We start from the raw sequence: 14,107 nt of genomic DNA on the forward strand, positions 1-14,107 counted from the left end.
TGATACAACTCGCGGACGGCGGGTTTGTCATTGCTGGAGTGGCAGAGGAAGACGCGGAGAGGGCGGTTCATAAATGATGAAGTCAGAATGAGGAATGATGAATTAGCTCAAGAGTTTATCGTAATCAGCATGGGAACCGATCCAAAACCAGATGATCCCATCGGGCTTTTCCACACCGAGAGCGCGGTATTGTGCCCCAATACGCACAGACCATAACTGTTTGCGGATATTTACTTTTTTGAAGTGAAGCGAAGGGTGATGAGAGTCGGATTTGAGGAGTTCAAAGTTCTTATCTGCCAATGCCTGTATATCTTTCGGCAGCCGTTTATAGTCCTCCCAGAAGCGCGGCAAGGTGCGATGGTTCATAAAGGTTTGCTCGAACCTGATTTATATTCCCTGTCTACATCGGCAAGCAGATTATCCAAACGCCCAGAATTCGCGTCATCGTCAATTTGTTTGTCCCATACTTGCGCGTAATATTCTTCGAACCATACCATGAGTTCGTCTAATTCCTTGGGGTTTAAGTTGCGAATGGCAACTTCCATTTCTTGTAAAGTCATTTTTACCTCCAAATACCTTATACCAATAAATCGGTTTCAAAAATTTTCGGGGTTAATCCACACGCTTCTGCTTTGCGGCTGATTTCGTCCATCAACTCATCAAGAGAAACGGACGGTTTTTCAAACTCGCGCAGCCAAAGGCTTAGGAGTATTTGCATTTTCTTTTTGTCCGCCTGTGGTGCCTGTTCATAGATTTTGGCGGTTTCGTTATCTACGGGAATATTTATAACAACCATAGGTCACCTCTTAAGACAATTATACTTCGGCGCGAAGTTTTTGATACAACTCCCCGCTTCGCGTATCATCCCCTTGTGGGGCGACGGGTTTGTCATTGCTGGAGTGGCAGAGGAAAACGCGAAGAGGGCGGTTAGTCATAAGGGAGTGGGATGAATAATGAAGAATGGAATTTGGGCTGTTTCCCCGTGATTATATCTTTGAAATCAAACACGCAAGCACACCCAACCAAAGAGGGTAAAAAATTCCCCACCTTTGCGGCTTCATCGTCTGCGTTTCAAACCCTACAATACAAGGGTCATATAAAAGGAATATATCATGAACCGCTACTCGATCACCTCAGCCATCCTCCTTCTCTTACTAAGCAGCCTCGCCTGCTCCACAGTTTCTGTGCCGCAAATCCCCAACCCCATGTCCACGGTGATTGCCGTGAACGAAGAAGCACAGAAACCCTACGGACCCGAATTCATAGACCGCTCCACACTGTCTGCGCCGAACTACACTCCCGCCGAAAACACTTTCAAAGTCGGCGATGAAGTCCGCTCTGGCGACCTGACCTGGATGGTGCTCGGCTGGGTGCTTGTGAACGAGCCGTTCATGACCGCCCCCACCCTCTATGTGGATATGCTCATCGTCAATCGCGGCAACGCCACGATCTACACCGGCGACAAATACACATCCAAAGACAGTCACGGGCAAGACACCTACGATGTGCTTTACACCACCGTTGCCCCCGGAGAGCGAGTCCGCGTCTGGTTGACCTTTATGCTGGTTCAGGAACAACCCAACTTATTGATATTGGAAGCCGACCCAAATTACAACCTGCCCGCCCAACGCCTCACATGGGACCTCGGACCTGTTCCCTGCTCCGCGGAAGTTCCCACCACCCTGGAAGGCGAACGCGCCCCAACCGTCTATGGTATCGGCGAAACCGCCACCCTCGGAAATTTAAGCATTCAAGTCACAAACGTCACATATCCCCCGGCAGACGGGCAAACCCCAACCCGCTACAAAAAAATCCACATAGATTTGATCTTTCAAAACCTTGGCTCGCAGGATATTGAAATTGACCCCGCCTATGCCGCCTATCTCAAAGACACCCAGGGCTTTGGCTATTCCACCGACTTCGCCATGCAATACAACACGCTCTTCCCTGGCGATCAACTCGTCACCACCGCCAAGTTTGAAGTGCCAGAAACAGCTCAAGGCTTCATGTACGAATTCGACGGAACCTACCTCGGCTTCGGCAAAATCTACTTCGCGCTCGAACCTTAACCTGTTGTCAGCATCTTCCCATCCACCACCAGTTGACTAAACCATCCCTGCAACTCATCCAAATCACTAAGAACCTTGTTATGCAATGAGAGGATTGCCCTTTCGACAGGCGTCCAAGGTGAGTCAGTTATACAGAAACAGCCTTTTGCATATCCTTACAAAAAGTTTCCAGCTCTTCCAAATTAGAACGGTCAAAGATCTTCTCGATCAAGGCATCTGGCTGGCAGCGGATCAAAAGCTTTACGCGATCTTCTGCTGTGTCTTCCACAGAAATTGAGTCAATGCAATGCAGGGGGATGTATTGCCAAATGCCTCCATAACGCGCCGAGCTCATTTCCTTATCGTCGCCCGTCTCCTGGATGAGGATCAACTCGCGGTCTGTGCGCACCGCCATATGAGCGAGAGAGGCGGGTTTATAAAAGGTCATGCCAAAGATCGTGAAGAACGGATTCTTGATCCCCGGCTGATGAATAAATCCCTGCACGGTCTCACCGGGCAGCAGGCTTTCGCGTCCGTAGTTCATGAATTTGAAACTGCGATCGGAGAGCGAATTGAATTTATCCTTTTGAGCCGCAACTGAACTCGCATCCGCTTCTTGAGTGAAACCGCGCAGCTTGTGCAAGATCCCTTCGAAGTGACGTTTGCTGGTCATGTTGAAATACAGCGTCGTTGCCCGGGTCTCGCCCGCTTGCGTCTGCCCGCGAATCGTCAACCACGCATCCAGCAAGATGTTCCCATCTTCCACGCTATATACATTTTCATACAAATAAGAAAGTGAATTGACCTGCTGCCCGTTTTTCTCGAAGATATACACAGCCTCTGGCGTATCGCAGATCAGCTTTTCAGTCGTCCGCCCTAAATTTCTTTCCAGTGCAGGCATCCAGATCACCAACGGAAATGGCTGTCCATCTCCAAAGTGCTTTTCAAAATGACTTTGATAGACAGCAGGAATCTCCTCGCGAGATTCGATCACCTTCGACCACGCCGTCATCGTTTGGCGTGCGCCGGTCAACAGAACATTTTGAGTTTTCAAATCTTGGGTCATAAACGCCTCGCGTATCTATACAAGCATTGTACACCCAAGAATAAAGACAAAAGAGGCAGGCATATTCAAGATAACACGCTACACAGCGACGACCTTCCCCTCCGCCACAAGTTGACGCATCGACTCCATATACTCATACATCACCGTATCCGCTTCAATAAATGGGATGTGTTCACGGATCAACGCGTAGACGCTTCTTGTTCCTTCGCCCAATCGTTTTTCTTCGCCAATCACTTGCTTGCGGAAGTCCACGCCTTGTGCGGCAGACATCAACTCAATCGAGAGGATTCGCTCCACGTTATCGAGCACGCTTCGCAACTTAATTGCAGCGGTCGCGCCCATACTGACATGGTCCTCCACGTTGGCAGAAGTGGGAATCGTGTCCACGCTGGCGGGGTGGGCAAAGACTTTGTTCTCGGTTGCCAATGCCGCCGCCGTGTATTGCAAGATCATAAAGCCGGAATTCAGTCCGCCTTCTTTGGTGAGGAAGGCAGGCAAGGTATGGATGTTCGAGCTTTCATCGGTCAAACGCATCACGCGCCGTTCCGAGATATTGCCCAACTCCGCCACCGAAAACGCGAGGTAATCCATCGCAATCGCCAACGGCTCGCCGTGGAAGTTCCCGCCAGAGAGAACCGTGATTTCATCTTTCTCATCAATGAAGATCAGCGGATTATCCGTCACGGCATTCAACTCAATTTCAAAGACCCAACGCGCATACGCAATCGCATCGCGGACGGCTCCATGCACCTGCGGAATACAACGCAGCGTGTACGCATCCTGCACATTCAACGACGAATGTTCGCGTTTGAACTCACTGCCTTTCAACAAACTTCGCAAATAACTGGCACACTCAATCTGACGCGGAAACGGTCGCAGGTTATGAATCCGCTCATCGAAAGCAAGGTCCGTTCCATTCAAGGCTTCGAGGCTTAAACATCCGGCAATATCCGCTGTCTGGCTGTATCGTTCCGCCCGCAAAGTTTGCAAGACGCCCATCGCCGTCATGATGGTCGTGCCGTTCGTCAGCGCCAAGCCTTCCTTCGCCGCCAACGTAATGGACTTCAACCCCGCGCGCTTGAACGCCTCCGCGCCAGACATCACCTCGCCTTGATATTCCGCCTTACCTTCACCAATGATCGGCAGCGCCATGTGCGCCAGCGGAGCCAGGTCACCGCTCGCGCCGAGTGACCCCTTCTCTGGAATCACCGGATGCACGCCCGCGTTGAGCATATCCACCAACAGTTGCAAGGTCGTCAGGCGAATGCCGGAATGTCCGCGCGATAACGTATTCGCACGAATAAGCATGATCGCGCGCGTGGTTGCGATATCAAACGGATTCCCCACTCCCACTGCATGGCTCACCAAAATATTGCGCTGTAACAACTCCACTTGATCCGCAGGAATAATGCGGTCTTTGAACGCACCAAATCCCGTAGTGATTCCGTACGCAATCGTGCCGCGTGCGAGCAAAGTCTGCACCGCATCGGCGGCACGCGTCACCAGCTTCTTCGCCGCGTCACTGATCTCCACTCGAGGCGCGTTTGCCTGTCCATACGCCACCGCCTGCACCTGCTCAAAGGTCAAACTCTGCCCGTCCAGATAGATCGTTTCCATGTAACCTCGTTAGTCGGTGGTCGAGCGCAAGCAGTCGAGACCACCTGATTTATTTTCTATCAAGCCACCCGCTTCGACATGATAATATCCGGCCTGCCCCGTCCATTTGCATCGGGCACCACGCCCGAAATGACATAACCCATCTTTTGATAGAACTCATACGGGTGCCGCTTAAAGTTCTGAATACTTTTCACCTTATCCCACAAGTTTTCATACAAGTCCACATTCGCAAGTGACGTCATTTCATCCTGATCATCCGAACCGAGTGTGATCGTTAATCCGCCGCGCTGTCTTACTTGCTCTTCAAACTCTATCACCAACGCGCGCCCGATTCCCTTACCTTGTAAACTCGGCTGCACTGCCAGCGGATGCAACTCCCACACGTTGCCATCATATTGAGGAATGCCGCCGATCATGCCGAGCAATTTTCCAGCGTCATCCACAGCAATAAGGAAAATGCGCTCCGTCTCGCACATCTCTTCAACTTCTTTCAAGCCATCCTCAAACGTCTCCCACGCATCATCCCAATGCTCGCGGAAGGCATCCACCAACAACTGCGCCATTTGATGTTTGAGCCCTTCGTCTTTTCCATCGAACGTCACAATTTGCATGACAGCCTCTATTTGATCTCAACCGGATTCCCACTCCGAATCGACTCCACCGCCGCAAATGCGGACTTGGTCACAGCGATGATCTGCTCATACGGAATCGGCGGCTCTTTCCCGCTCTTAACTGATTCAGCGAATGCAGCCATCTCCGCCCTCCAGCCTTTGTCTTGCGCAATGCGCTCTTCTTTCTTTCGTCCATCTTTCACCGTGGTCAATGAGACGTAATCATCCAACACCGCCACCATTCCCCCACAGAACACCTCCAATCGTTCCTTCGGCATAGACTTATCGCCATTGGCGAGATAATCCACCACACCAATGGAACCGTCTGCAAAGGTAAAAGTCATTGAGACATTGTCCTCGCGGTATTTGCCATTGTTCGGCAAGGCATGCGCCGAGACTTTCACTGGCAAGGCACCCACGAAATATGTGATCAGATCAATGAAGTGACAGGCTTCGCCGATGATGCGTCCGCCACCGATGGCTTCGTCTTGAGTCCAATGATTGGCGGGGATAAAACCGGCGTTGACGCGGTAATGGGCGTGCAGGGGTTCTTGACGAGTGACGAGTGATTCGTGAAGTTGTTGAGCAAGAGGTGAAAATCTACGGTTGAAGCCGACGGTTAACAGTTGATGGTTGGTAGTTGATAGCACTTTTGTTACTGCTGCAACTGTCTACTATCAACCGCCAACGGTTTCTCTACAAATACATTCTTACCCGCTTTCAATGCCTTCAGCACCAGATCCGCATGGGTATCGTGACGGGTAAGAATAGCTACCGTGTTGATCTTCGGGTCATTGATAATTTCATCTTCTGAAGACGTGGCATAGTGAAAGCCAAACTTCTTGCCAGAGTGCTGGGCGTGAAGTCCGCCAGAAGAGGCAATGCCCACCAATTCAAAGTCTTTGTTATTTTTGAGAACGGGTAATAGCGTGGAATTGGCAAAGAGACCGGCGCCTAAAACGCCAAGCTTGACGACAGACGTCGGACGATGAACGATGGAAGGAAACTCAACCTTTCTTTCCTCTTTCATCTTTCTTTCCGGGTACGTAAGGAGAACCCCAAGGAACGGTTCTTTCTTCTTCCCCGTAATCACTTCGTAGGCTTTCACACCTTCTTCAATATCAAAGCGATGCGAGATCAACGGCGCGACGTTCAACTTTCCACTTGCCATCAGGTCAACGACCGCTTGAAAATTACGTCCCTCTGTCCAGCGCACATAACCGATGGGATAGTCTTGTCCATTCTCTTCGTAGTTCAGGTCATAGCGACCGGGTCCATAGGAGCGCGAGTTGATGAAAGCAATCTCTTTTTCGTAGTAAACCTTGCGCGGAAAGTTAAGCCCCACGGCACCTGTCGCCACCACTTTAGCGCGGTCTCTGGCAATCACACCTGCCAGTTCAACCGGGTCGTTTGAAGATGTATCAGCACAAATGATGATGCTATCGAAGCCGCGATTGGCGGTAAAGGCTGAGGCGGTCGCTTCGGCTTGGGGACGTGTAACAGCTTGAATTCCAAGAGAGGAGGCGAGCTTGACCCGCTTCGGGTCAATGTCAACGCCGAGGACGTTGCATCCTGCCGCAGATGCCAACTGAATCGTCAATAATCCTAAAAGACCCAAACCGATCACAGCGACATTTTCACCAAGCTGAGTTTCTGCCAGGCGGAATCCGTGCAGAGAAATTGCGCCGAGGGTGGTGAAAGACGCAGACTCAAAATCAACATTTTTGGGCAGCGGGGTTAAGAGATTGCGCGGCACGACATTATATTCGGCGTGCGTGGCATAGCCCCCGCCCGCACATGCCACCCGTTGACCGACCTTGAAGCCTTGCATATTTTTGCCAAGCGCCACAATGGTTCCAGCAGTGGAATAGCCCAAGCCCATCGGCTGGTCGAGGCGGTTGAAGACCGCTTGCACGGTCGGCATGATGCCTTCACGTTTGGCTTTATCGAGCGTTTGTTTGACGAGGTCAGGGCGGGAACGCGCCTTGCCAAGATAGCTTTTTTCTGCGAATTCCACCACCATGCGCTCGGTACCTGCCGAAACAAGGCTGGACGAAACTTTGACAAGTGCCTGTCCTTCGCGCGGGGTGGGAATGGGAACTTCCTCAACAATGGTCTTGCCATCTTTGATGTTTTGCAAAAGTTGCTTCATGGGCAAAAGTATACCCGTTACAGTGCGAAATTGAGGCTCTAACGAAACGTTTTTTTAACCATGAAGATTTTGTGATGAAAATATTTATTGTGAAAAGATGCGCAACGTGACATCTGTCACATCTTCGGTTAAGGAAAAACTTAAATATTGATTCTTCTTTTTATGCCATGTATCCTTTATTAAACAGGACGGCATGCGCCGTTCTATATTCATTTGTTAAAAAGGAGAAACATCATGGAACTTGGTGGTTATGCAAACAAGGTAGCGTGGGTAGACCTTTCCGCTGGTAAAGTGGAATTCAAACCCATCGCTGAAGATGACGCCCGCAAATATATCGGCGGACGCGGCTTGGGCGTAAAGTACGTTTTCGATAACGGACCGAAAGTTGATCCCCTCTCCCCCGATAACATCCTGTGCTTCATGAACGGACCCCTCACCGGCTCCGAAGCCAACATGAGCGGACGCATGGCGATCGTGACGAAGTCACCTCTTACCGGAACCGTGACTGATTCTCACCATGGCGGCTGGTCTGCTGCCCGCTTACGCTGGTCTGGCTACGATGGCTTGGTCTTCAAAGGCAAAGCCGCCAAACCCACCTATGTTTACATCCATGATGGTCAGTTTGAGCTGCTCGATGCCTCTGAAGTTTGGGGCAAGGGTGTTCACGACACTGTCAAGCACTTCAAGAACAAATACGGCGAAAAAGACCTCACCGTCATCACCATTGGTCAGGCTGGTGAAAACCAGGTCAAGTTCGCATGCTGGGTCAACGAAAATGACCGCGCCTCCGGACGCGGCGGCACCGGCGCAGTCGGCGGCTCGAAGAACCTCAAAGCCATCGTCATCAAGGCTGAAAAAGCCATCGTCAAAGCCAGTGACCGCGATGCCTGGAAACCTGCTCACGACCGCGCCCTCAAGAACATCATGGCTGAAGAGAATATCACCAGCCCGCGCAAGGGTGGTCTCTCTGTGTACGGTACCAACGTGCTCATGAACATCACCAACAGCATCGGCGCCCTGCCCACCAAGAACAGCATGGTCACATCCTACGGCGAAAACGCCGAAAAGATCAGCGGTGAATACATCAACGCAAATCTGCTCGTTGACAACCCCACCTGTCATGCCTGCCCCGTCGCTTGCAAAAAGGAAGTGGAAGTCAAAGACGGCCCGTACAAGGGTCTGCGCATGGAATCTGTGGAATACGAACCGGCTTGGTCTGTCGGCGCGAACTGCGGCAACAACGACGCCCGCCTCGTCGCCAAGATGATCGACCTCTCCAACGACTTCGGCTTTGACGCCATTGAAATCGGTCACCCGATCTCGATCTGGATGGAAGCCAGCGAAAAGGGTTATACCAACGGCGACGGCAAAATCGCCTGGGGCGATGCTGACGGCATGACCAATGCCGCCGCAATGATCGCCAAGCGCGAAGGCCTCGGCAACGTCATGGCTGATGGCGCAGAAGCCACCGCCAAGCATTTCGGTCATCCCGAACTCGCCATGACCGTCAAGGGTCAGGGCATCCCCGCTTACGATCCGCGCGGCATGAAGGGCATGGGCCTCGGCTATGCCACATCCAACCGCGGCGCCTGCCATCTGCGCGCCTACGTTGCCGCCGCTGAATTGGGCGTTATGCCTTTCGGCTCCCTCAAGGTCGATCCCTGGCTTGGAAAGACAAGGGCGGCCTCGTGAAAGTCTTCCAGGACATTCACGCCTTCTCCGACAGCATGGACCTCTGCAAATTCAGCGCATTCGCCATGGGCACCGATGAATACGCCCAGCAATACGCCGCCATGACCGGCGTCCCCTTTACCACCGACGATGTCCTCAAGACCGGCGAGCGCATCTACAACCTCGAACGCCATTACAACAACCTCGCTGGTTTCGGCGCTGGCACCGATGTTCTTCCTGATCGCTTCACCAAGGAAGCATCCACACAGCCCGGCTCCGTCGGACATGTTTGCGAATTGGACGACATGCTCGCCGAATACTACACCGCCCGCGGTTGGGATAACGGTGTCGTCAGCGAAGCCAAGTTGAAGGAATTGGAAATCGCTTAAGTTTGGTGATTGGTAATTAGTAAATAAAAGCGACGTGTCCAATGGACACGTCGCTTTTGATTTAATTCCGCTTCTTTCTTAATCTCGAACCTGATTCTGTTTCCTCAAGCATTTATCCCCGCTGACAAATTCATCATTCCGCATTCATCATTCTGCATTTCCCTTATCCCCCCGCCCTCAACGTCTTCTTCGTGAACCGCTCCAGAAAATCATCTGCAACGCGCTCTTCCAACTCCATCGTCAAACGCGATTGACCGACAGACAACGAAAAGAGACGAAATGGTTCCATCCTTTCGATCTTGACACTCCAGCCATCCCCTTGGATGAAATCCTCATCATGCAGCGTACCCCCAAGTTCCTGTAAGTATTCCTTGAGCAAATAATAAGGAATCCCGCGCATCTCATGCACGATGGTGCGCATTATCCGCCACCCACCGGCGGGAAAATATCCACCTTATCCGCAGGTTGAATAATGGTCTCGAACTTCTCCGGCAGATATACCGCTTCGCGCCCATTGATGAAGAACTTCATGTGCGGCAAAAAATTCCCCTGCTCATCCAGCAGTTCCTTGCGCATGGCGGGATACCCCTCCACAAACATATGCACCAATTGAATGGCAGTCGTGCCGTGAGACAGAGTCAACTCCACCGTTTTTTGACCGACGATCGGTCGCAATGTGGCATAGAAATTCACTTTCATAAGCATCTCTTCCATGAATGACACCTCTATTATTTTTTTGATACCCTTTGGCATTCCTATTTTACCGCCATCAAAACAAAAAGACCCGGGTTTTCTCCGGGTCTTTGCTCTTTACTTTTCAGTTACGGACACTGAATAATACCCTGCGCCCACAAACATCCGCCGCAGACCGGGGCAACCGTGTTACCAAGGCAGTCTTCCTGATTTGTTTCAGAAAGGTCGCAGCCGCCGCAGAAGGTGCAGGGCGCAAAAGCAAAATTATGCAGGCGCTCGCGATAGGCAAGGTATTCCGGGTCGAGCCAGATCTGCTCAAGCGTTTTCTCACGCACATTCCCGATAATATGTTTTTTGGCAACGCGCGGTTTGTTATGCAGATAACTTATGTGAGTATGCATGAGCGGCCAGCACGGACTGACTTCCCCCGTCCACGCAATGGACATGGTGCCATTCTCGACGAAGTTGCAAACATCATTCGCACCGCCCCAGTTGTTGCCCGCATAACTGACGTTCAATCCGCTGTTGAAAACCGCAAAAGAGCATCGCGTGTTTCTTCAGTAAAATCCATTTTGGGCAGGCTGATGCGCGGAAGATGCTCCGGCATTAAGGTAGGCAATATTGCGGGTGGCTTGATTGTACAGCCGGTCGCCTTGCATGTCTTCGGTTGGCGGCTGAAGGTTGCTCACCGAGAAATACTTGGCACGGATGGATTTACCGATGTTGATCACCTCTGGCAAATCCTTGATGTTACGTTTCATGGCAACAAATGCCACACCGATCTCAGGCTTGGGGTAATGTCCTGCCGCGCGCATTTTGACAAGGCGTTTCATATTTGCCACGATGTTGGGAAGTTCAGCCCCCATGCGCACATCGGTATAACTTTCGGGAGTAGCGCCATCAATGGAAACCCAAAGCACATCCAGCCCGGCATCGATCAGTTCGCGGGATTTCTTCTCAGTGAGGGTGGTGCCATTGGTGATTAACTCAACTTTTACGCCCAACTCCTGCTTGATACGCCGGATCCATTCGATGGTTTTGGGGTGAAAGAGCGGTTCGCCGATTCCACCAAAATAAACACTGGGGATCGGGTCCATTTGTTTCAAGCCATTGAGGATGCTTTCAAAGGTCGCTTCGGTCATTTTGCCGATGGGCTGATCCCAAGCGTTACGGAAGCAGGTAATGCAGTCGAGGTTGCAATCGACGGTGGGTTCGATGTAAATCTTGGTGAGGTGAGTGACCGGACGGTGCATGCGGACGAAGTTTGTGCCTTCGTCGAGACGAACCTTTGAGCCAGGATTCAGCCCGTATTGGCGGGCAACTTCGGGCGGAAGAATGAGGCGTCCGTTTTCGTCCACTTCAGCCCAGGCGGTGGTAGATTTTACCGACAAAATGGTCATATAAAACTCCTTGCAAGAAAGCGAATTACTACAAATCATATCCTTTTTTGCCGAAATTTCATGTGACAAAAGTTACTTTTTGTGCTTGCAATTTGGGAGTGTTATAATTTCGTCATTCCCTTGTTTAGGAGTATTCCGTTGGCTGATATCCGCGTTTCAAGGTACGCAAAAATCTTGGTGGAGCATTCCGCCCGTGTAAAACCCGGTGACCGCATTCTGCTTGAAGGTACCACAGCTGCCGAGCCGCTTTTGCGAGAGTTGTATGTGCAAATATTGGAGAAAGGCGGGCATCCGCATCTGATGATGGCATTGCCCGGCACCATGCCTTTCAGTCAGGATGAGCTGTACCTGACCTACGCCTCTGACGCACAATTGGATTTCGTGCCCTCTTTTATAAATTAGCCTACGATCAATTCGAAGGGCGCATCCGTATTCACTCGGCAACCAACACAAAAGGGACGACCAACATCGACCCGGTGAAGATCCAACGCCGCAACAAGGCGACTTCGGTCATTACCGAAGCACAATTCCGCCGCGGCGCAGATGATACTTTTAAGTGGTGTACCACCCTCTACCCCACCGAAGCGTATGCCCAGGATGCCGGTATGAGCTTGATGGAATATGAAGATTTCGTTTTTGGTGCAGTACATGCCAATGAAGAAGATCCCATCGCTTTTTGGAATCAGGTGAAGGAAAACCAGAAAGCTGCAGCTGACTTTATGAAGGGCAAGAATCAGGTTGTCCTGCGCGGACCGAACGTAGACTTAACCCTCTCGATCAAGGGGCGCACTTTCATCAATTCGTATGGCACGCATAATATGCCCGATGGCGAGATCTACACCGGTCCGGTGGAAGAATCGGTAAATGGCTGGGTGAAGTTTACATACCCTGCCAATTATCAAGGCACCAGCGTCCTTGGTGCAGAATTGACCTTCTCGAACGGCAAAGTGACTTCTGCAAATGCCGAAAAGAACCTGGACTTCCTGCTTAAAACTCTGGATAGCGACGAGCGCTCGCGTTATCTCGGCGAGTTTGCCATCGGCACCAATTTCGACATTCAGCAATTCACCGGAAATATCCTCTTCGATGAGAAGATCGGCGGTTCCTTCCATATGGCGCTTGGCGCAGGCTACCCGGAAACGGGCTCCAAGAATAAGAGTGCCATTCACTGGGACATGATCTGTGATATGCGCACCGATGCAGAGATCCTTGTAGATGGTGAGTTGTTCTATAAGAACGGGGAATTCGTTTTTGATAAATAATTGAAGAGTGCAGGTTGATCGTTAAAGTTACAGGTCACGCTTTATGCGTGACCTGTTTTATTATTCATCACCAAAAGAAATGCCGATGTTGCGAGCGGTAATCACAGCATCTCCAAGCGGATTTACCCGTTTGGGAACTGCAACTGCTTCTTCAAGTGGAATATCTGTGATCTCGCCACATTGCAGCGCGACCATACGGTCGAAGCCTTTACGATTCGCCAAACGGACAGCCGCTGCACCATAACGCGTCGCCAACCAGCGGTCAAAGGCGGTTGGAGTCCCGCCGCGTTGAACATGACCCAACACAGTCACGCGTGATTCGAAGCCCTGTTGTTCAATATATTCAGCAACGATCTGCCCGATCCCGCCCAGGCGCGGCACATAGACCTCATTCCCCTTGCGGGAATAGACCTGCGCCCCATCAACCGGTTTGGCGCCTTCTGAAACGGCAAGCAAACTGAATTTTCGTCCCTGCTCGCTGCGAGATCGAATCTTTTTCAAGATATTCTCAAATTTAAACGGAAGTTCAGGGATCAGAATCACATCAGCACCGCCGGAAACACCCGCATTCAAGGCGATAAACCCTGCGTCACGTCCCATCAGTTCAATAACCATGACACGGTGATGAGACTCTGCGGTCGTATGCAAACGATCTAATGCTTCAGTGGCTATGTTCAGAGCAGTATCGAACCCGAAGGTGATCTCCGTACCGCCAATGTCATTATCGATTGTCTTCGGTACACCAATGATCGGCACCCCTTTCATTGCCAGTTCATGAGCAATGTGAAGTGTCCCATCTCCACCAAGGACGAGCAGCGCATCCAATCTTTGTTCCTCGATGCCTTTTACGATCTCATCCGAAACATCGATCGTCACCTCCCTGCCATCCCGAATGACCTTGCGGGCATATGGATTACCGCGATTCGCCGCACCGAGGATCGTCCCACCGCGCGGCAGGATTCCCCGTACCTCTTCCATCCCCAATGGAACAATGCCGCTTTGTGGGTCTAGGAAGCCATCATAGCCATCGCGAATCCCGATCACTTCACATTTATATTCATTGATCGCCGTCTTGACTGCTGCACGGATGACCGCATTCAAACCGGGTGCATCACCGCCGCCTGTTAATATTCCAATTCGTTTCATTGTGTTGCTCCTGTGTCAATTACTATGATAATCCAAAAGCGCTGGGTATAAT

14 protein-coding genes and 2 pseudogenes are annotated in these 14,107 nt (G+C 51.2%); 3 read left to right on the forward strand and 13 right to left on the reverse strand.

Features of this window, described 5'->3' with window-relative positions:
• Positions 1-102: 102 nt before the first annotated feature.
• The 3 genes from IPG80_RS20350 to IPG80_RS20360 are packed head-to-tail and all read right to left on the reverse strand — an operon-like array spanning position 103 to position 796.
• A complete protein-coding gene (locus tag IPG80_RS20350) occupies positions 103-366 on the reverse strand; it encodes a hypothetical protein (RefSeq protein WP_345111105.1) in 264 nt (87 codons plus the stop codon).
• A complete protein-coding gene (locus IPG80_RS20355; protein ID WP_345111107.1) occupies positions 363-560 on the reverse strand; it encodes a hypothetical protein in 198 nt (65 codons plus the stop codon). Before IPG80_RS20355 ends, IPG80_RS20350 begins: the two co-directional genes overlap by 4 nt.
• A 17-nt stretch (positions 561-577) precedes the next feature.
• Positions 578-796 carry a hypothetical protein gene (locus IPG80_RS20360; protein ID WP_345111109.1) on the reverse strand — a complete coding sequence of 73 codons (219 nt, stop codon included), beginning with the start codon at positions 794-796 and terminating at the stop codon, positions 578-580.
• A 316-nt stretch (positions 797-1,112) separates the two neighbouring features.
• On the opposite strand from IPG80_RS20360, the gene IPG80_RS20365 reads away from it, so the two are divergent.
• Positions 1,113-2,069 carry a DUF4352 domain-containing protein gene (locus tag IPG80_RS20365; protein ID WP_345111111.1) on the forward strand — a complete coding sequence of 319 codons (957 nt, stop codon included), beginning with the start codon at positions 1,113-1,115 and terminating at the stop codon, positions 2,067-2,069.
• A 127-nt stretch (positions 2,070-2,196) separates the two neighbouring features.
• On the opposite strand, the gene IPG80_RS20370 is transcribed toward IPG80_RS20365, so the two are convergent.
• From IPG80_RS20370 to IPG80_RS20390, 5 genes are all read right to left on the reverse strand, one after another.
• Positions 2,197-3,114, reverse strand: a complete 918-nt coding sequence (locus IPG80_RS20370; RefSeq protein WP_345111113.1) for a hypothetical protein — start codon at positions 3,112-3,114, stop codon at positions 2,197-2,199.
• Between the two features lie 78 nt (positions 3,115-3,192).
• Positions 3,193-4,731, reverse strand: coding sequence for a histidine ammonia-lyase (hutH, locus tag IPG80_RS20375; RefSeq protein WP_345111116.1), 1,539 nt, complete (start codon positions 4,729-4,731; stop codon positions 3,193-3,195).
• A gap of 59 nt (positions 4,732-4,790) precedes the next feature.
• Positions 4,791-5,342 carry a GNAT family N-acetyltransferase gene (locus tag IPG80_RS20380; RefSeq protein WP_345111119.1) on the reverse strand — a complete coding sequence of 184 codons (552 nt, stop codon included), beginning with the start codon at positions 5,340-5,342 and terminating at the stop codon, positions 4,791-4,793.
• An 8-nt stretch (positions 5,343-5,350) separates the two neighbouring features.
• A complete protein-coding gene (locus IPG80_RS20385) occupies positions 5,351-5,992 on the reverse strand; it encodes a Gfo/Idh/MocA family oxidoreductase (protein WP_345111122.1) in 642 nt (213 codons plus the stop codon).
• A 5-nt stretch (positions 5,993-5,997) separates the two neighbouring features.
• Complete coding sequence (locus IPG80_RS20390) at positions 5,998-7,494, reverse strand: bi-domain-containing oxidoreductase (RefSeq protein WP_345111125.1); 1,497 nt, start codon at positions 7,492-7,494, stop codon at positions 5,998-6,000.
• 234 nt (positions 7,495-7,728) lie between these two features.
• Between IPG80_RS20390 and IPG80_RS20395 the strand changes: the two are divergent.
• Positions 7,729-9,554, forward strand: a pseudogene (locus IPG80_RS20395) (aldehyde ferredoxin oxidoreductase family protein).
• A gap of 163 nt (positions 9,555-9,717) precedes the next feature.
• Here the strand turns inward: IPG80_RS20395 and IPG80_RS20400 are convergent.
• The 4 genes from IPG80_RS20400 to IPG80_RS20415 form a co-directional block, all read right to left on the reverse strand.
• Entirely contained in the window at positions 9,718-9,975 is a 258-nt protein-coding gene (locus IPG80_RS20400; protein WP_345111128.1) for a DUF1952 domain-containing protein, read from the reverse strand.
• Complete coding sequence (locus IPG80_RS20405) at positions 9,975-10,268, reverse strand: ubiquitin-like small modifier protein 1 (RefSeq protein ID WP_345111131.1); 294 nt, start codon at positions 10,266-10,268, stop codon at positions 9,975-9,977. The genes IPG80_RS20400 and IPG80_RS20405 overlap by 1 nt, the downstream gene beginning before the upstream one ends.
• Positions 10,269-10,375: 107 nt before the next feature.
• On the reverse strand, positions 10,376-10,765 hold the full coding sequence (locus IPG80_RS20410; protein WP_345111133.1) for an SPASM domain-containing protein: 390 nt from the start codon (positions 10,763-10,765) through the stop codon (positions 10,376-10,378).
• A 39-nt stretch (positions 10,766-10,804) separates the two neighbouring features.
• Entirely contained in the window at positions 10,805-11,647 is an 843-nt protein-coding gene (locus IPG80_RS20415; RefSeq protein ID WP_345111136.1) for a radical SAM protein, read from the reverse strand.
• A 177-nt stretch (positions 11,648-11,824) separates the two neighbouring features.
• Here IPG80_RS20415 and IPG80_RS20420 point away from each other — a divergent pair.
• Positions 11,825-12,909, forward strand: a pseudogene (locus IPG80_RS20420) (aminopeptidase).
• Between the two features lie 60 nt (positions 12,910-12,969).
• On the opposite strand, the gene IPG80_RS20425 reads toward IPG80_RS20420, so the two are convergent.
• Positions 12,970-14,055: an ATP-dependent 6-phosphofructokinase gene (locus tag IPG80_RS20425; RefSeq protein ID WP_345111139.1), complete on the reverse strand. Its 1,086-nt coding sequence runs from the start codon at positions 14,053-14,055 to the stop codon at positions 12,970-12,972.
• Positions 14,056-14,107 lie beyond the last annotated feature (52 nt).

The sequence above is a fragment of the Candidatus Villigracilis vicinus genome (genome assembly GCF_016702885.1).
Classification (GTDB): domain Bacteria; phylum Chloroflexota; class Anaerolineae; order Anaerolineales; family Villigracilaceae; genus Villigracilis; species Villigracilis vicinus.